This window comes from Arthrobacter sp. TJ-238, from assembly GCF_058269215.1.
Map to the genome: position 1 here is coordinate 225,417 of NZ_JBZCNH010000006.1, position 17,949 is coordinate 243,365.

Consider the following 17,949-nt stretch of genomic DNA (forward strand, 5'->3'; position numbering starts at 1 on the left):
GTGGATGACCCCCAAGGGGGGCAACGCGGGATGGGCCGGGGGTGGCACGCGGGGGTGTCAGTCGAAGTGGGTGGCGGGGGTTTCCGCGCTGATGCTGGACACGATGGTGGCGGCGAGGTGGCGGAGTTTCATCTCCCGATGGCTGGCAGCGGTTTTCATGATCTCGATAGCTGTTGATTGGCTGCACCGGTTCTGCCCCATCACGATTCCCGCCGCGAGGTCGATGGTGGTCCGCGACCGCAGTGCTGCGTTGAGATTCTCGGCCTTGTCTGACAACTGGGCGATGCGCACAGCCAGGCGCAGCGATTGTGCGGTGTCACGGGCGAAGGTCTGCGCGGTTTTGACGGCTTCGGGTGTGAATCCGTCAACGGAGGTGGAGTAAAGGTTCATCGTGCAACCGGCCTCGCCGTCCAGTGCGATCGGGACTGCGAGGATGGATCGTATCCCGAGATAAGTGATGGCCTTGAAGTACTGTGGCCAGCGTTCATCGGTTCGGATGTCGCGGACATGGACGAGGGCGCCGGTCCGTGCAGCTTCCAGGCAGGGTCCGTCACCGAACGAGTACTGGATGCTGTCCAGTTCAGCGGCGTATGGACGGCTGCTGGCCAGGGTTTTTGCATGCCGGGGGCGCAGGAGCATCACCCCGCACAGAACCTCGTGGTCAAGGCGGGACAGATGCTGGGCAGCGACCTGTGCCAGGTTGTTGAGGAACTGATCGACATCGCCGCTGTCCAGGACCAGGTTCTGCAGGAAAGTGGCTGTACGCGCCGACGGAGCAGGGGCAGGATCGCGGCGTTGCTTCCCAGCCGACCCTTCGGGACGGTCTGCGGAGGCTCCGACCGAGCGGGAGATGTCGTTCATGATGATTCTCCTCGTCGGGAGATCGGCGTTCATTGGACAGCAACGCTCGGAAAACCCGGGACGTGGCACCCAGAAGACGTACACCACTATTACCTCGAGACACTGCCCAGACTACGCGCGGATACCTAACGGATCCCGACGCCGCCAGGCACAGTTGGGAGATCAACTATCCGTTCCTGCCCGCCCTGTTCCGCGGGCGCTAGGGACGACCCGGACGCGGTCAGGTGGATAAATACGACGTGTGAGTTGTCGCGGTACGCGGGTGCTATTTGAGGGCAGAGCGTACGGTGAGTCAGGAAAGAGAGTAGGTGTACGTGAATACAGCACACTGGACGACCAGTCGCTTGTTGAGTACGGCCGCCCGATTGAACGATCAGGACCAGAACCAGCGCTTGACGGACCAGAACGTCACCCATGCCGGTGCAACCACGCTGAAGGCGCTGTCCGAGAGTGGCCCGATCAGCCAGATCCGCCTTGCCGCCCTGATGCACGTTCAGGGCCAGACAATGGGACGAGTCCTGGAAAAGCTCGAGCTCAAAGGGCTGGTATCCAGGGCCCGCGACACATTGGATGCACGCTCGATACGTACCCGCATCACAGCCCGCGGCCAGACGGTAGTGCAGAACATTGATCAGATGCGTGTGACTGCAGCGGAATCAGCAGGACTGTCCGACCAGGTTTTCCGTGACCAGCTGATCGCCATCATCAATCGCCTTGGACCCGCCCCAGCCTGAGAAAGACCTGCGACCGGGGCGCTACCGGCGGAAGCAACAGATACCCGGTCACGCGTTCACCGTCGCAATGTTTGCCAGCCAGGTCGAGGTGGTCGCTTCCGTCTCCTCGTCCTTTGGCTCGTCCCGTCCCGTAGATCCGCGCAAGGTGATGCCCGTGCGGCGGGGCGGCAGGTGTGCCGGCAGGTGTACCGGGGAGTCGCTACTTCCACGCGTCGGATGTACCTCGGGCGGCCGGTCTTTCCGCCGGCACTCGTCCTAATCGGGGAGGAGACTGTAGCCTGAACTACTAAGTGCGCTGATGATCGAGGGTCTCGGGTGATTGATGCCAGTGGCGGTGCGGGTGCTGGGTGATGATGGCCGCGGAGGTCGCTGTGGATGTGCTAGTGCAGGTCAGGATGACGACGTTCGCGCTTTCCGAGGCGCATGTGAGCGTCGAGGATTTGTGGGTGCGGTACTACGGCCTGGGCGGTTCCATCTCGCTGTTCGAGGTCCAGTCGTATCTTGCCGGTCTTCTGGTGCCCTCACCACTTGAACGGAATCTCCTCGCGGAGGCCACGAACGAGCTGCTCGAGTCGAGGGCGGTGCAGTTGCGGGTGCCCTTCGACGCCGAGGATGACGCTGACGCTTCGGTCGAGGGCTCACGCAGAGCGCTCGGTGCTGCCGGTGCGTTCTTGTTCAGTGCAGGGGAGCAGGAAACGGAGCGCCTGGCCGCGCTGGATAGGACGCATCTGCTCGATTCCGCTCCCGAGGGCCGGTTCGACCGGTATACGCAGCAGGCGACGGACTACTTCCGGGTCGGCACATCCGTCATTGCGCTGCTCGATGACCGGCGCATGTTCCTGAAGTCCGTCATCGGACCGCTTGAGCAGAACCTGCCCCGGGAGATCGCGTTCTGCCACGCGACGATCCGTAGCGCCGGGCCGCTGATCGTCACGGACGCACTCGAGGACGATCGCTTCAGAACCAACCCTCTGGTCGTGGGAGAGCCGTTGATCCGTTTCTATGCCGGCCACCCTTTACGAGGCCCCGGCGGGTGGATCGTCGGCACCTTGTGCGTCATCGACCAGAAGCCTCGCGACTTCTCAGGTCACGACGAACGATTCCTTCGAAATCTGGCCCGCCTCGTCGAGGACGAGATCAACGCCTGACGCGTAGATCCAGTCGACTACGGTGTCGGCCCACGCGGGCAGGAGACAGCGGGCAGGGGCAGGGGATGCCTAGGTGAAGTGGGTGCGAATCGGGCCGGTTTGACCGAGAGAGGCCAGCATTCCTTCGGCCAGATCCTTGAGCTTCACATTCCGGGCGCTCGATGCCCGGCGCAGGATCGCGATGGCTTCGTCCTGCCCACACCGGTTCTGTGCCATGATCACTCCGACGGCCATGTCGATGGCGGTGCGGGATTCCATCGCCGTCTGACGGTCCCGTACCTCGTCACCGAGCTGGGCGATGCGCACGGCAAGACGCAGCGACCGCGAGGTGTCCCGGGCGAACCCTTCCGCGACAGAGATGCCCTTCTCGTCGAACGTGTTCGGCCGGGTGGAGTAGAAGTCCAGGCCTGCGCTGCCACCGGAATCGAGCCTGATGGGAATGCCCAGGGCGGAACGAATCCCATAGGACGCGATGGCTTCCCGGTACTCAGGGAAACGTGTCTCCGTGAGGAAATCGGGGATGTGGACGGTGTAACCCTCACGGGCGGCGCGCAGGCAAGGACCGTCATCGAACCCGTACTGGATCTCGTCCATCCGTTGCGCTTCGGCACTGCTGCTGGCAACCGTGATCATCGACCGCGGGCGCAGCAACGTCACCCCGCAGAACACCTCCCCGTAGGCGCCGGTGAAAGCTTTTGCAGCGACCTTCACAAGCCCGTCAAGGAACTCCTGAACGTCCGCACTGTCCAACACCATGTCCTGCAGCATCGCCGTCACGGTGTCCTGCCTCACCTCGCGCCTGAGCTCCTGCTCATCCGGCATGATGCTCGGTACCCGGCTCACTCGAGTCCGATGCCGGTGCGCCGGTCCTCGTTCGCGGAGCACGATCAGGCGCGTTCGCGTCCACCAGATCGGCTGAAGTCCGATCGGTTCCCGCGTCCTTCGGGCTCTCGGACACGACGTCGCGGAAATCCAGTTCCTCCGTGACCTCTTCGAGCCGGCTCTCGGTTTCCGGGGCGGGCCCGTCCTCGTGCACGTACTCGTGGTCGAGTTCCCGGTGAAGCTTGCTGTTGAGCACCTCGACTTCTGAGTCCGCCAAGACGTCCAGGTTCTCGGGGAAGGGTTCGGACGGGGTGATTCTGCTGTTCATCAGGTACTCATTTCAGATCCTGGAGTGGAGAGAAGGCTCACGCAGGCCGGTGGCCTGCGGCCGCGATGACCGACGACTAGTCTACCCAGCGCGGGGGCCAACAATCGCTCGTCCTATCGCTGAATGCTGAACACGGGCGGCCACGGGAGAAGGGTAGGACGGCCAACAGTGCCGCCCGCCCGGCCCGGATCGAACCGGGAGATTCGCCGGTGCGCCAGAAACGACCGCCGGTAGCGGAACTCCTCCCGTAAGCTGCTCGCACGGTACTGCGACACCGGAATTCCACAGGTCATTGATGGTCGTGGTCACGAACGGCGGCCGCCGGGTGCTTCACGGTGTCTTCCGTCAAGGCGCCCGGATGCTGGGGCCGAGTGTTTACCCGCGCTGACTGTGGCACTACGTTGGGGGCATCCGGGCGAGCCCGATGCACTTCCTCAGCACGAACGGGGTTTTTCCGGTATCTGTCCGAACCACCCACAGCACCCGCCCTCTGGTGGGTCGTGCAAGGAGGAACCCGTCACCATGGCACAAAACCTGAATCAGCCCGTTACCGACGACAGCATCAAAGTCCGCCAGCTCAGCCACTACCAATTCAGCTGGGTAGCCGGTGATCCGGGCCAGCCCGGATCCTGGACCCTGCAACTGGTCCTCGACCAGGGAGCATGGGAAGAAGTCCTGACCATCGACGCCGACGATGCCGACAACCTCCAGGACCTGCTCTCCTCAGCGGAGACCGTCTACTACGACGTCCAACGCCGGACCCTGATGTTCGGCACAACAGAAGCCGGGCACCACTGACCCAAGAGCATCCGCAAGATCCAAGAAGCGAACGGATCCCGCCGATTCGACGGTGAAAGGGGCGGCTCACGGTGCCCGCCCCTTTCACTGTTTCCTACATGCACCCCCAGCGAGCACAGGCAGCTATGACGAACGCATGCGTATCCCGCTGTCCCGGCGTTGGACCACGCGCTGCAATGAAGGCTTATCCGTGCTCGCAATGACGACGGCAGCTGGTGCCTCTGCCGGTGCGGGCCTCAAACCGACACGTCCCGTTCCCGGATGAGGCGGGTGGCTACAGCCGCCATGATGCCGGCCACGGCTACCATCAGCAGGGCGCCTTCCAGATGGAAGGCTTCAACGGGCATGGCTGAAGAGTGTCGGAACGGGCTCAGATCCTGGACCCACAAGGGCAGGCCGAGAAGTTCTCCGAACTGTGCGAGGACCAGCGCAGCTGCCAAGGAGCCCCAGCCGGCAGCGCTGCTCCACCGGGGTACGACGGCGAACGCAAGCAGGGTCAGGGCAGGGAAGATGAGCGCCGCAGGGATGTGGGCGAGTGCTGCGGCCAGGACTGTGCCGGGGCTGCTTCCCTCTGCTTGTCCCAGGGCGAGGACAACCGAGGCAGAGAATCCGGCGGCAGCGGCTACGGTGGTCGTCGTGAGTGCTGCGACGGCGAGGGTGCTGCCGATCCAGCGCAATCGCGACGCCGGTACGGACAGGAGAAGTTCGGCCCGGCCTTCTGCCTCTTCCGTTCGAAGCCGCAGGACCGCTTCGATACCGGCGGCAGCGGCCATGATCCCGGCGATGCCCAGCATGGCTGTGGTGAACAGGTCAACCAGGCCCGCGTCACCGGGGACGACGCGGCTCATCAGGTCGGTCAGGGACGGGTTTCCTTCCAGTGCGTCGCGAACCACCGGGCCCAGACCGCCGGCCACGGCCCCAAGCGCAGCGGTGGCGAAGGACCAGTTGGCCAGACTTCCACGTTGCAGCCGCCAGGCCAGGCCCAGCATCGACGCCAGGCCGGTGCCGGCCCGTTCGGCGCCTGACTGATCCGCAGTGATGTAGCTGGTGCCCAGGTCCCTGCTGTTGCGCAGCGCCACGGCAATCCCTGCCAGGATCAAGGCAACGGCGCCGATTATGACCAGCGGCAGCGGGTCCGTCTCTGTGAAGGGCCGGGTGCGCTGGCCCCAGCCGATGGGTGAGAACAGTGCGGGCCAGGCTGCGGTAACGTGCAGCAGCGATGGGTCGGCTGTGCCAAGGGCGTCACCGGTACCGCGGATCAGGTAGGCGCCGCCCACTAGCGCCGCGGACGTAGCGTTGGCGCTCCGGGCGGAGGGCATGACCTGTGCTACCAGGGCGGCGGCCGCCATGAAGAACAGACCCACGGCGCCAACAGCTGATCCCGCCAGGAGTGATCCCCGTGCCGGTAGGCCGGCGCCGATGAAACCGACGGTAACGGCCAGGGCAAGGACCACGGCGGCGCAGGTGCCGAGGAGCAGGGTTGCGTACAGGGACGTCACCCGGGTTACCCGGGTGGAACCGACCAGCTCGGATCGGCCCTGGTCCTCATCGGCACGGGTGTGCCGGACCACCAGGAATGAGCTCATCAGCCCGGCCAGCACAGCGGTGAACGAGTACCCCTGGAAGAAGGTGACCGCTCCGGAACTGATGCCGTCGGGTAGCCCCCGGAGGAAGAGGAAGGCCGGACTGACGGCAGCCACGGAAATCAGGGCGGCGCGCTCGCCGTCCTCGCCGAACTGTGTGGTGACAGCGGTAGCGGCCGCGTAGCCCAGACCGGCGATGCCTAGGATCCAGGCGGCCAGGGTCCCGCGGTCCCTGCGGGCCTGGAGCAGGGCCAGCCGGAGCACAGCGCTCATCACAGCACCTGACCGTTCTGGCTCCTGTGGCTGGACTGCCCGGCATCCTGCACGCCGTAATGGCGCATGAAGAGCTCTTCCAGGGAAGGGGGTGTGGCCGTGATGCCCGTGACACCTGCTGTAGCCAAAGCATCCAGCACGTAGCCAAGGTCGGCTGTGTCGGCGTCGAACTGTATGGTTGTCCCGTCAACGCGGAGCTCATGGATTCCCCGCCATGTGGACAGCATCTCAGGTGTCGCCGCCGACGTGACACGGAAGCGCGTGCGGGTGAGGTGCCGGAGTTCGGCCAAGGTCCCCGATTCCACTGCCACTCCGGAGCGGATGATGGTCACCCTGTCGCAGAGCTGTTCCACTTCGGCCAGGATGTGGCTGGAGAGCAGCACTGTCGCCCCGTCTGCTGTGACCCGGCGGACATGGCGACGGAATACGGCGTCCATGACCGGGTCGAGGCCCGAGCTTGGTTCGTCCAGCAGGTAGAGCCTGGTGGGGCGGCAGAAGGCTGCGATCAGGGCTGCCTTCTGCCGGTTGCCCTTGGAGTAGGTCCGCGCCTTCTTCCGCGGATCGAAGTCGAACTCGTCGATGAGCTGGCGGCGTAGGTTCTCATCCGCACCGCCGCGCAGTCCGGCGAGCAGGTCGATGACCTCGCCGCCGGTCAGGTTGGGCCAGAGCGTCACGTCCCCGGGAACATAGGCCACATCCCGGTGTGACCGCACCGGTTCGGCCCAGGGATCGATGCCGAACAGTCGGGCGGTTCCCGACGTGGGGCGGATAAGTCCCAAGAGGATGCGAAGGGTGGTGGTTTTTCCGGCCCCGTTGGGCCCCAGGAATCCGTGGACTTCGCCCGGCAGGACGGACAGGTCCAGGCCGGCAAGCGCGGCCGTCCGTCCAAAGCTCTTGGCGAGGCGTGAGGTGTTGATGACGGGAGATGAATCTGACTGCATGACAGGATCCGTTCCTTGGTCGCGGCCAACACGCCGCGACGGTTGCCATGGCATGCCGCAGGCGTTTCCGTTTGCGGGCCGACCAGGCTTCCCGGCTCTCCAACCCACATTTTACAAGCGGCCCGGAAGCGGTGGAAGTAGCTGATGTCAGAAAGCAGCCTTGTCCTTGGCTCGGGCCGTGCGCGTACAACATCCACTCAGGACCCGTTGCGTACCTTGATACGGGTGCGATACTTGCGCCACGGAGTACGGGAGAACGCTCTCGGGGAACGAGTTCTGGGAACAGCTCAGCGCTATGGAGGACCGGTCCGAGCGACTGCACAGGACCTACCCTGCTTTGAGCTTGCTAACTGGACAGGGTCCCTTGCCTTAACTGAGTGTGATCTTGGGAGCCGCCCAGGCGGCAGGATCGCTCCCGGAAGCCGTTCACGGCGCCCTCTTAAGGCAGTGCGCCGTCAGCGGCGGGGCCGAGGGTTATGAACATGCGCTGTGTCGGCGAGGAAGATCCGTTCGTAGATGTCGTAGACCACCGCAGCTTTCAGGTCGTTGTACCGACGGTTCCCGTCACCTTCCGTGGCCGCTTGTTTTGCTTCGGCGTAGCGCTGTCGATCCTGTACATCGGACCGGAGCCACGCGACGAACATCTCGTGGCGACGAGGCTCGATGGCGTTCGGTTCCCAGATGTGCAGATTCGTGTTGGGGTCACCGAAGGTGAGCTGTCGGTGCGTGTCACCGGCCACGTCGTCCCGAAAGATGAGTCGGAAGCCTACTGATTCGAGCAGGGGGACGAACGCGGCTTCGTCGGCAACGTGGGGGACCGTGAGATCGATATCGATCACGGGCTTGGCGAGGAGGCCCGGTACGGCCGTCGAGCCGATATGACGGATCTGCATTACCTGGTCGGGAATCGTCTTGCTGATGAGTTGATGCATGAGGGCGAACTGGGTCGCCCACGCTATCCGGTGTGCTTCCGGGGGACCGGGCGGTGTTTGGCGATACGCGGTGCGGGCGGTCTGACGGCGGTAGTTGGCGTCATCACGAAACGGCCTCCACAGCGGATGTGTTGTCACGACTTCAGAGTGTTCCACGCTTCCACGCTTCCGCGCCGTCCACCGCGCGATTGCGCGCCTCCGGCCTCGTCCGGGGCACCCCGATCCGCGTCTGGATCCCCGCGGCACTGCTGGCCTTCCTCGTGCTGGCCGCCGTCGCTCCTTCCGTCTTCCTCCGCCAGGACCCCTTCGAGATCGACCCGGCGAACGCCTTCCAGTCCCCGGACGAGGAAGCGCCGTCCTTGCCCGCACGTTCCGTGCCGGGCCGAATGCTCACCTTGGGCACCCACTACAGCGCGGGGTGCCGTCCAACAAACCAGAGTTCTGCGTTGGAACCCTTGATTCTGCTCCGAGGCCGGGTCGGGTTCGACGGCGGGTCCAGAGGCACCTGTCATCTCGCGTCGCGAAGCGCCTCAGGTAGAAGCACTCCGCCCGTAGAGGGAGACGACGAGGAGGATGATGACTCCGTAGATGAGCTGCTGAATGTTCGCCCCGAGGTTCAGGACGGTTACGAGCGTCGAGACCTGAGCGAGCACGAGTGCCCCTCCGACGGTGCCGACGACCGATCCCCGTCCTCCGAAGATCGAGGCGCCCCCGATGACCACTGCCGCGACCGAGGACAGCAGATAGCTCGCTCCCATCGTCGCCGACGCCTGCTGGTAGTAGCCCACGATCACGATGCCGGCGAAAGCTGCCAGGACGCCGCTCACGATGTAGCCACCGATCCGGATACGGTCCACAGGGAGACCCCCGAGCCGCGCGGCCTCGGCCGCGGAACCGACGACGAACAGCGACCGCCCCCATCCCGTGAAGCTCAGCACAATCTGCAGCACTCCCATGAGAATCAGTCCCAGCAGCAGCACCGAGGCCATCTCGACGCCGAACACCGAGATCTTTGCCGAGGTGATTTGGATGACGAACTCGGGGATGGCGGTGAGCTCCGAGAAATTGAACACCAGGAGTATGACTCCGAACAGCAGTCCGTTCATGGCTATCGTCGTCACGATCGGAGTGAGCCCGAGTTTCGAGATGACCAAGCCGTTGAGGAAGCCGATCACGGCCCCGGTGAAGAGCGCGGCCAGAAACGCGCCCATCGGACCCAGCGGGCCCGCGAGACCGAGGAACGCCAGGGCGGAGAAGGCGAGCGTGTTCGGGACCGACAGATCGATGCCGGCCTGGATGACCGCGACCGTCTGACCGAAGGAAGCGATCGCGAGGATGATCGCGAAGGTCGCCGTGCCGATCAGCGAATCTATCGTGACGAGGTTCGGACGGATGAGACCTCCGATCCCGAACAGCACAAGGAAGGCGATGAGGGGCCAGACGCTGCGGGGAACGGCGGCCGCGACTCGACGGACCGATCCGGATCCTGGTGGCCTGCCGGTCATCTTCGGGGTCGGGGAGTGCGTGACGGGTGAGTCCCTGACGGTCATGATCGGATTCCCTTCAGGGCGGAGGTCGTTCTGGCCCAGACCACCGGGAGTCCGACCACTGTGAAGATGATGAGCGCGCTGATGACGTACTGCCAGTAGGAGTTGATACCGGCGAAGAAGAGGAGGTTCCCGATTAAGCCGAGCGTGCAGGCTGCGAGGACCGTGCCGATGATGCTTCCCCGGCCGCCCGTGAAGGCGGCGCCGGCGAGCGCGACAGCGGCTATCGAGCTCAGGAGGTAGGCGTCTCCACTCCTGGGATCACCCGTGACCGTGGATGCGGCGAGCATCATGGCGCCGGCGGACGTGACCATTCCTGCCAACCCGAAGGCGAGCAGCTTCGTGAGCCGCGCGTCGATGCCGGCGGCCCGCACGCTCTCCATGCTCGATCCGACCCCGTAGATGTGCCGCCCGAGCGCGGTGCGCTGCAGGAGGAGCCACAGGAGCGCAGCCACGACCGCCAGCCAGACCAGTGAGATCGGGAGATAGGGCAGCAGTTCGCCGCTCGTGGCGAGGTAGATCTCCTTGGTGACCCCACCGCCGGGCCGGTCGAGCACCTCACGGGCGAGGGAGCCGAAGATGAATGCGCTTGCCAACGTCACGGCAATGGCGGGTAATCCGCCGTAGGCCACCAGGAAGCCGTTGAACAGTCCGCAGGTAAGTCCGACTCCGAGCGCGAGGAGGAGCGCGACGGGCGGCGGGACGCTCTCGAGCTGTGTCGCGAACACGACGTTGCAGAGGCTCATGATGGCACCGATCGAGATATCTATCCCGCCGACAAGGACGACGAGGAGCTGCCCGAGGGCGACCAGGGCCAGAGGCACCACGAGGTTGGCCGCGGTCTGCAACTGGAACCGGGTGAGGAGTTCCGGGTTGATGATGACATAGACGAGGAGAAACACGACGAACGCGCAGATCGGCGCGATGCCACCCTCACGGCGCAGCCGGGTCATCCCGGTGCGCCGCAACCGGACGGCGGGAGGCGAGGAGACGCTCATACGGCCGCCCTCAGTCCCATGGAAGCGCCGACGACGGCGTCGCTGGTGAGCCGTTCGCCAACCAACTCGTCGATGACAGCGCCCCGATACAGCACGGCGACGCGATGGCAGACGTGCACGAGTTCCTCCACTTCTGTCGAGAACCACAGGATGCCCACACCCTGCTCCGCCAGATCGACGATCGCTGCGTACAGTTCCTGCTTGGCGCGCACATCGATGCCTCGGGTCGGGTCATGCAGGAGGACGACGGTGCGGGCCCTGTCCATCCACCTCCCGAAGACGAGCTTCTGCTGGTTGCCGCCTGATAGATTCCCCGCAAGCTCCTGGGGGCCGCGGGTGCGAACGGACAGTGCGCCCAGAACACCGTCGATCCACCTCCGCTCCCGTGTGAGTCGCGGCCTGCCGCCAAGCTGGTAGGCCTTGAACCAGGGAACAAGGAGGTTCTCCCCGACATTCATCTCCAGCGCCAGACCCTCCCGCTTCCTGTCCTCCGGCACGTACCCGATCCCGCGCCGGACCGACCGCACGGGTGTGGTCCCCGAGACAGGTCGTCCGGCGATGATCCAGGTGTCCGCCGTTGCAGGGGCAGCCCCGAAGAGGGATCGCAGCAGTTCCGCCTGTCCGTGGCCCTGCAGGCCGCCTACCCCGAGGATCTCGCCCGCTCCGAGAACCAGATCGATGCCATGCACCCCATCGGACCTCAGGTTGGTCACTTCCAGTGCGACAGCATCGGTCGTGCGTGCCGGCGGGGCCGGGAAGAATCGAGCGGCGTCGCGCCCTGCCATGAGCGAGACGAGCTGGTCGTCGGTCCAGCCGCCCCGGACGAATTCGCCGGCGACCCTCCCGTCGCGGAGGACCGCTCCACGGTCGGCGATCTCGGCGATTTCGCCCAGGCGGTGGGAGACGTAGATGACGCTGCCACCTTCGGAGGTGAGGTCCCGGATGCGCTGGAAGAGCCAGGCCACCCCGGGAGGTGTCAGGGCGGAGGACGCCTCGTCCAGAATCAGTAGTCTCGGGCGGCCGGCAAGGGCTCGGGCGATCTCGACGAGTTGGCGATCGGCCAGCGACAGCGTTCCGACGGTCGCCTGCGGATCTATGTGGGGGAGATCGAATGCACTGAGCAGTTCAGCGGCCGCGACAATCGACTTTCTCTGGGAGAATCCCCGGTACGGGGCACCGTCGGGAAGGCCCAGGTTTTCGGCCACGGTCCAGTCCGGGACGAGGGCGAGTTCCTGGAAGGCGCAGCGCACTCCGGACAGCCTCGACTGCTTGACGCTGCCGGAAGCAAGGGGCCGGCCACCGACGACTATGCTGCCCGAGGTGGGTGTGACCGCACCGGCCAGCATCTTCGCCACAGTGCTCTTCCCGGCACCGTTCTCACCGACGAGCGCCAGCACCTCGCCGGGGTTGCACTGGAAGCTCACGCCCTGCACCGCGTGCACGGGACCGTAGGTCTTGACCAGGTCGGTGGCAACGAGGAGTGCGTCCAACGCCGGAGGCCTGCCCTCCGGCGCGGCGGCAGGGGTGGGCGCTGCCGCCGAAGCCGCGACGCCGATTCGTGCATCAGTCACGGCGAATCTCCTAGGATCCCGAGTAATACGTCATGACATCCTCGAGCGGCAGGTTGAGGCCCGGGAAGTTGTAGCCGAGCTGGAAGTTGCTCGGCTTGTCATCGAGGCAGTAGTCCTTGGCGTTCTCGTTCGTGATCTCCAGCGGCGGGAAGTACTGCTCCTTGTCGATCTCCTCGCCTTCCAGCAACTTCACGGCCTGCTCGAGGCCTTTTGCATAGATTGCCGGCTGGCCGAAGACCATGTTCCCGGTCAGGCCGTCGGCTTCGTACTTCACCAGGGCACAGGCCTCCCCGTTGTACCCGGAGCCGCCGACCACAGGGACGAACGGCAGACCAGCCGAGGCGAAGGCCTCGGGCGCACCCTGGCCCCCGGTGAGGAACGAGTAGACGCCGCCGACGTCGGGGTTGGAGCGCAGGATGTTCGACATCGCCTCCTGCGCAGTAGCCTCGTTCCAACCGTTGGTGTCCTGGGCGACGATCGTGGCGCCCCCCTTCTCCAGGGTCTCGATGACACCGGGCATCGAACCCTCGTTGAGGGGGACGCCGGCAAGACCCTCGAGTACTGCGATGTTCTTGTTGTCCCCGAGGTTGTCCAGCAGCCACTCGGCACCGGTGGTTCCGGCGGTCGCCCAGTCGGTCGAGACGACGTATACATCCTCGCTGTCGTAGGGACCGCCGTTGGCGATCACCGGGATCCCCTGGGTCGAGGCCTGAGTGATGGCCGCGTCCGCGCCGCTCGACGAAGCCGGATCGAACAGGATGAGGTCCACGCCGTCGGCGATCAGGTTCTGCATCGCCGCATTCTGCTGGGCGGCGTCGTTGTCATTGGTCCGCACAATCTTGAGCTCGACCTTGTCCTTGTACTCGGGCGAATTGGCGAGGGCCTGGAGCGAAGCAAGCCCCATCTCCCGCCAGGCCTGCCCACCGAGCGGCTGTTCGAAGCCGATCACAAACTTCTCGCTGCCGCTGCCGGCCGGAGCCTCCTCGCTGGAGTTCACGGGAGCACTCGCGCACCCTGCGAGGACGAGGACGGAGACTGCCGCGCTCGCCACGACTGCCTGGGGCAGCGAAGGAACACGCTGGAATCTACTCATGATTTCTCCTTTGAAATCCGATGTTCGCTGTGCCAACCCCTCCGGTCGGCAGCTGAACTACCTGACTGAACTGCAATTGACGGATGTAATCGGGGACACTACCGTACGAGTGATAGCGCTACCAGTAGCGCTATCATAAATTTTTGGTAGGGTGAGGGAAATCAGATCTCGCCAGGACGCACCACTGAGACACATTTTCGCAACGACGCGATTGGAGTTCCCGTGAGCAGTACAACCATGGCGGCAGGGCAGTCCGAATTGCTCCCCGACGTCGGCATCCGGTGCCGTAGGTACCGCATCGGCTGCATCGGCGCCGGGATGATCATGGCGGACGTGCATCTGGAGGCGTACCGTCAGGCCGGCTTCCCTGTTGTCGCCATCGCCTCGCGCACGGAGGCGAAAGCAGCGGCTGTCGCCGAGCGCTACGGCATCCCGACAGTGCATCCGACTCCGGAGGAGCTCATCGATGACGAGTCGATCGAGATCCTGGATATCGCCTATCCGCCCGACCTCCAGCCCGCTCTCATCCGACGCGCCCTGGCAGCGCCGCACATCCGGGCTGTTCTCGCCCAGAAACCACTCGCCCTCGATCTTGCTGAGGCGCTCTCCCTCCGGGACGACGCTGCCGCCGCCGGGAAGATTCTCTCGGTCAACCAGAACATGCGCTATGACCAGTCGATCCGGGTGCTACGCCAGCTCCTCGACCGGGGCGACCTGGGAACCCCAGTCATCGCCACCATTGAGATGCGCGCCATCCCCCACTGGCAGGGGTTCCTCGAGGGTTACGACCGCCTGACCCTGGCGAACATGAGTGTGCACCACCTCGATGCACTGCGATTCCTCTTCGGGGAACCCACGGAGATCATGAGCGTCGCCCGCGAGGATCCCCGTACGGCCTTCGACCATGAGGACGGCATCGTGGTGTCGACCCTGCGCTTCCCGAACAATGTGCTCGCTGTGACGATGGAAGACGTCTGGAGCGGGCCCCGCGAAGAGGGCTTCGATTCCGACACCTACATCAAGTGGCGTGTGGAGGGAACCCGCGGTGTCGCCCAGGGCACCATCGGCTGGCCGACCGGCACGCCCTCCACGCTCACCTACGCATCCGCGCTGACCACCGGCGGCACCTGGGTCACCCCCACGTGGGACACCCACTGGTTCCCTCATGCATTCATCGGGGTCATGGAGCAGCTGCAATACGCGGTCGAGACGGCCACTCCGCCTGTGCTCTCCGTGGCGGACAACGTCAGGACGATGGCCCTGGTCGAGGCCGGCTACCGGTCCATTACCGAACACCGGCCAGTTCTTCTCAGCGAGTTCGATCTCTGATCCTCCGGAGGGCGCGCTTTCGCGTGCTCCGCTGCCCGTTCAATCCCGGTTCCATTTGCAGTCCCATTTCGATCACAAGGAGCAATGACGCCATGATCCAAGTCGGTATCTTCAGCGGGTACTTCCCTTACGAACTCGAGACCACCGCGAAGACCATTCGCGACCTCGGATTCAACACCGTGCAACTCGACCTGCACTTCAAGGACCTGGATCTGTCAGCAGGACAGATCACCAAGGAGAAGGCGAAGAGGGTGAGCGACACCTTCCGCAACAATGACCTCCCGATCTGCGCTATCTCCGGCTATACGAACATCGTGCACCCGGACCCCGACCACCGGAAGGCGAACGTCGAGTACCTGAAAGAGATCCTGCGCAACGCACGCTCCTTCGGCACCCCCTACGTCATCAGCGAATCGGGCACCTTCAATCCCGACAGCGAGTGGGACCACCACCCCCACAACCGCACGGAAGAAGGCTACGAGCAGGTGCGGAGCGTCCTTACGGAGCTCGCACAGACGGCCTACGACCACGGTGCCACGTTCCTCCTGGAGACCTATGTCAACAACGTCATCGGCTCCGTCCGCGAGACGGTGCGCGTTTTCAACGACATCCGCACGCCCGGTCTCGAACTCCTCATGGACCCGACGAACTATTTCGACGGCAACAACATCGATCAGATGGACGCCGTTCTGAACGAGGTGTTCGACACCTTGGGAGACCGGGTTCGGGTCGCCCACGCGAAGGACGTCAAGCGCGCGGGCGACGACAAGAGCGAAAAGCACGCCGACATCGGGGACGAGAACGCCCTGGCGTCCCACACCTTCCGCGGGGTCGGGGACATCGAACTGCCCGCAGCCGGCTTGGGGTCCCTGAACTACGACCTCTACCTCCAGCGGCTTGCCGAGCGCAATCCGAACGTCCCGCTCATCATCGAGCACCTGGACGAGTCGGATGTGCCGCGCGCCAAGCAGTTCATCGTCGAGACGCTCAAGAGATACGGAATCTGACAGTGGCAGGGGGGCGAGCGCTGCATCAGCGCGTCGCAGTGGTCACAGGAGCCGGAGGGGCATTGGGACGTGCCACGTCTCTCCGGTTGGGGTCGGACGGCCTCGCTGTTGCCGTGCTCGGACGGAAGAGTACCGAGTTGGAGGAGACAGCGCGCCAGCTCGAAGCGCAGTCCGTCCCGACCCGCATCCTCGAGGTGGACCTGCGGGACGCCGACGCCATCGACGTCGCCCTGACATCTACGAACGAGGACTTCGGGCCCGTCGCGGTCCTCGTGAACAACGCCGCGATCTATCCCAGCACGCCGTTCATCGACATCCCCCTTTCCGAGTACGACGACGTCGTCACGGTCAACCAGCGCGCCTACTTCTATGCAGCCCAGGTGGCCGCGCGGGGGATGGTGGAGCGCCGTGAAGGCGCGATCGTCAACGTCGGATCGATCACCTGGCACGGTGGCTGGTCGAACCTTGCCAGCTATGTGTCGACCAAAGGCGCTGCGGTCTCGTTGACACGGGCCCTGGCGCGGGAACTCGGGGAGTTCGGTGTCCGGGTGAACGCCGTCTCGCCGGGCGCGTTCCCCACCAAGGCGGAGGAGATCCAGGGCGACGCCGCGCACTACAGTGCGCACGTCCTCGCGCACCAGTCGCTCAAGCGCCGTGGCACCGATGCCGAACTCGCCGCGGTGATCTCCTTCCTGGTCGGCCCCGACTCGTCCTTCGTGACAGGGCAGACCATCAATGTCGACGGCGGATGGATCATGGAATGAGGATCTCGGTATGAATATCTTCGGCACGAACCTGACGCGAGCGGAGCTCGCGCAGCGTACCGGTGACCTCTCGGCAGTGGCGGGCATCCGCCAGGTGGTTCTCGACAACGGCCTCGAACGGGGGGTGCGGGCCATCGACCTACGCACTGCGGCGGGCCTGGAGGTCGAGGTGCTGGTGGACCGAGCCTTCGACCTCGGGTCTGCACGATACCGGGGATTGCCAGTTGGCTGGCGCTCGGGGAACGGCTTCCGCCACCCGGGCCTCCACGAGCACAACGACGAGGGAGGACTCTCCTGGCTCCGTGCACTCGACGGACTGCTCGTGAGCGGAGGCCTGGACCACACCCTCTTCGGAGGCGAGGTGGACGCGACGGGTTACGGCTACCCGCCCAAGCGGAAGGTGACCCACGGCCTGCACGGCCGCCTCACCGCGATTCCTGCCCGGTTGCTCGAGGCGCGAGAGATCGTAGATGACGACGGGTGTTCGGTCCTGAGGGTCGTGGGGGAAATCGTGCAGGCCACCTCGTTCGGCGAACACCTGCGGCTCACGCGGACCATCGAACTGGACTTCGACGGGCGCGAGATCCGGCTGCATGATGTCGTGGACAATCTCGGCTTCGAACGGACGCCGCACATGTTCCTCTACCACCTCAACTTCGGCTGGCCGCTGGTCGACGAGGGCACCGAGTTCGTCGCGGCCATCGGCTCCACGCTGTGGGCGTCGGACTCGGCCGCGCTCCAGGGCGTGTCCTATCGCAAGCTGCCGCGGCCGCAGAAAAGCTTCGTCGAACAGGTTTTCGAGCATGACTTGCTGGCGGATGAAGAAGGCCGCCACCGGGTGGCGCTCCTCTCCGCGGACAGCGAATTCGGCGTCGAGGTGTCCTGGGATGCAGCAGGTATGCCGCGCTTCTTCGAATGGCAGAACCTGCGGAGCGGTCAATACGCGATAGGCCTCGAGCCCTCCACGCATCACGTGACCGGCGACGCAGGAGCCCGCGCCGACGGCTCGATGATCTGGCTTGATCACGGACAGTCGCGCGAGTACCGCACCACCATCCGGATCCTCGACGGCGCGGGCGCCGTCGACGCTGCACGGAGCACGATCAGGGCAGCCGGTGACCAGCCCGAGTAGTACAGGATCCGCGGCGGTCCACCCAACCCACCCCTGCAATGCAAGCGCTCCGTCGGTCGACGGAGGCCCTGCCAACCGATCACGAGGA

The 17,949-nt window shown here is 64.9% G+C and carries 17 protein-coding genes and 1 riboswitch; of the genes, 7 read left to right on the forward strand and 10 right to left on the reverse strand.

Annotation, left to right across the window (positions count from 1 at the left end):
* Positions 1-57 precede the first annotated feature (57 nt).
* Complete coding sequence (locus AC4D2O_RS14545) at positions 58-861, reverse strand: GAF domain-containing protein (protein WP_490908050.1); 804 nt, start codon at positions 859-861, stop codon at positions 58-60.
* A 314-nt stretch (positions 862-1,175) separates the two neighbouring features.
* Between AC4D2O_RS14545 and AC4D2O_RS14550 the strand changes: the two genes are divergently transcribed.
* Positions 1,176-1,595, forward strand: coding sequence for a MarR family winged helix-turn-helix transcriptional regulator (locus tag AC4D2O_RS14550; RefSeq protein WP_490908051.1), 420 nt, complete (start codon positions 1,176-1,178; stop codon positions 1,593-1,595).
* A 395-nt stretch (positions 1,596-1,990) separates the two neighbouring features.
* Positions 1,991-2,743 carry a GAF domain-containing protein gene (locus AC4D2O_RS14555; protein ID WP_490908052.1) on the forward strand — a complete coding sequence of 251 codons (753 nt, stop codon included), beginning with the start codon at positions 1,991-1,993 and terminating at the stop codon, positions 2,741-2,743.
* A 69-nt stretch (positions 2,744-2,812) separates the two neighbouring features.
* On the opposite strand, the gene AC4D2O_RS14560 is transcribed toward AC4D2O_RS14555, so the two are convergent.
* Positions 2,813-3,565, reverse strand: a complete 753-nt coding sequence (locus AC4D2O_RS14560) for a GAF and ANTAR domain-containing protein (RefSeq protein WP_490908053.1) — start codon at positions 3,563-3,565, stop codon at positions 2,813-2,815.
* The gene (locus AC4D2O_RS14565; protein ID WP_490908054.1) at positions 3,555-3,893 is read right to left on the reverse strand and encodes a hypothetical protein; all 339 of its coding nucleotides are present in this window, start codon (positions 3,891-3,893) and stop codon (positions 3,555-3,557) included. Before AC4D2O_RS14565 ends, AC4D2O_RS14560 begins: the two co-directional genes overlap by 11 nt.
* A 522-nt stretch (positions 3,894-4,415) precedes the next feature.
* Between AC4D2O_RS14565 and AC4D2O_RS14570 the strand changes: the two genes are divergently transcribed.
* Positions 4,416-4,691: a hypothetical protein gene (locus tag AC4D2O_RS14570; RefSeq protein ID WP_334210065.1), complete on the forward strand. Its 276-nt coding sequence runs from the start codon at positions 4,416-4,418 to the stop codon at positions 4,689-4,691.
* A gap of 236 nt (positions 4,692-4,927) precedes the next feature.
* Here the strand turns inward: AC4D2O_RS14570 and AC4D2O_RS14575 are convergent, their stop codons facing one another.
* From AC4D2O_RS14575 to AC4D2O_RS14605, 7 genes are all read right to left on the reverse strand, one after another.
* Positions 4,928-6,547: an ABC transporter permease gene (locus AC4D2O_RS14575; protein WP_490908055.1), complete on the reverse strand. Its 1,620-nt coding sequence runs from the start codon at positions 6,545-6,547 to the stop codon at positions 4,928-4,930.
* A complete protein-coding gene (locus AC4D2O_RS14580; protein ID WP_490908056.1) occupies positions 6,547-7,488 on the reverse strand; it encodes an ABC transporter ATP-binding protein in 942 nt (313 codons plus the stop codon). The genes AC4D2O_RS14575 and AC4D2O_RS14580 overlap by 1 nt, the downstream gene beginning before the upstream one ends.
* 455 nt (positions 7,489-7,943) lie before the next feature.
* On the reverse strand, positions 7,944-8,576 hold the full coding sequence (locus AC4D2O_RS14585; protein ID WP_490908057.1) for a GrpB family protein: 633 nt from the start codon (positions 8,574-8,576) through the stop codon (positions 7,944-7,946).
* Between the two features lie 194 nt (positions 8,577-8,770).
* Positions 8,771-8,881, reverse strand: a riboswitch (SAM riboswitch).
* Positions 8,882-8,950: 69 nt separating this feature from the next.
* Positions 8,951-9,970, reverse strand: a complete 1,020-nt coding sequence (locus AC4D2O_RS14590) for an ABC transporter permease (protein WP_490908058.1) — start codon at positions 9,968-9,970, stop codon at positions 8,951-8,953.
* A complete protein-coding gene (locus AC4D2O_RS14595; RefSeq protein ID WP_490908059.1) occupies positions 9,967-10,965 on the reverse strand; it encodes an ABC transporter permease in 999 nt (332 codons plus the stop codon). Before AC4D2O_RS14595 ends, AC4D2O_RS14590 begins: the two co-directional genes overlap by 4 nt.
* Positions 10,962-12,536, reverse strand: coding sequence for a sugar ABC transporter ATP-binding protein (locus tag AC4D2O_RS14600; RefSeq protein WP_490908060.1), 1,575 nt, complete (start codon positions 12,534-12,536; stop codon positions 10,962-10,964). Before AC4D2O_RS14600 ends, AC4D2O_RS14595 begins: the two co-directional genes overlap by 4 nt.
* 10 nt (positions 12,537-12,546) lie before the next feature.
* Positions 12,547-13,629: an ABC transporter substrate-binding protein gene (locus AC4D2O_RS14605; RefSeq protein WP_490908061.1), complete on the reverse strand. Its 1,083-nt coding sequence runs from the start codon at positions 13,627-13,629 to the stop codon at positions 12,547-12,549.
* A gap of 222 nt (positions 13,630-13,851) precedes the next feature.
* Between AC4D2O_RS14605 and AC4D2O_RS14610 the strand changes: the two genes are divergently transcribed.
* The 4 genes from AC4D2O_RS14610 (at position 13,852) to AC4D2O_RS14625 (ending at position 17,861) form a co-directional block, all read left to right on the forward strand.
* Positions 13,852-14,958 carry a Gfo/Idh/MocA family protein gene (locus AC4D2O_RS14610; RefSeq protein WP_490908062.1) on the forward strand — a complete coding sequence of 369 codons (1,107 nt, stop codon included), beginning with the start codon at positions 13,852-13,854 and terminating at the stop codon, positions 14,956-14,958.
* A 92-nt stretch (positions 14,959-15,050) separates the two neighbouring features.
* Positions 15,051-15,965, forward strand: a complete 915-nt coding sequence (locus AC4D2O_RS14615; protein WP_490908063.1) for a sugar phosphate isomerase/epimerase family protein — start codon at positions 15,051-15,053, stop codon at positions 15,963-15,965.
* A gap of 38 nt (positions 15,966-16,003) precedes the next feature.
* Positions 16,004-16,729 carry an SDR family NAD(P)-dependent oxidoreductase gene (locus AC4D2O_RS14620; RefSeq protein WP_490908156.1) on the forward strand — a complete coding sequence of 242 codons (726 nt, stop codon included), beginning with the start codon at positions 16,004-16,006 and terminating at the stop codon, positions 16,727-16,729.
* Positions 16,730-16,739: 10 nt separating this feature from the next.
* Positions 16,740-17,861: an aldose 1-epimerase family protein gene (locus AC4D2O_RS14625; RefSeq protein ID WP_490908064.1), complete on the forward strand. Its 1,122-nt coding sequence runs from the start codon at positions 16,740-16,742 to the stop codon at positions 17,859-17,861.
* Positions 17,862-17,949 lie beyond the last annotated feature (88 nt).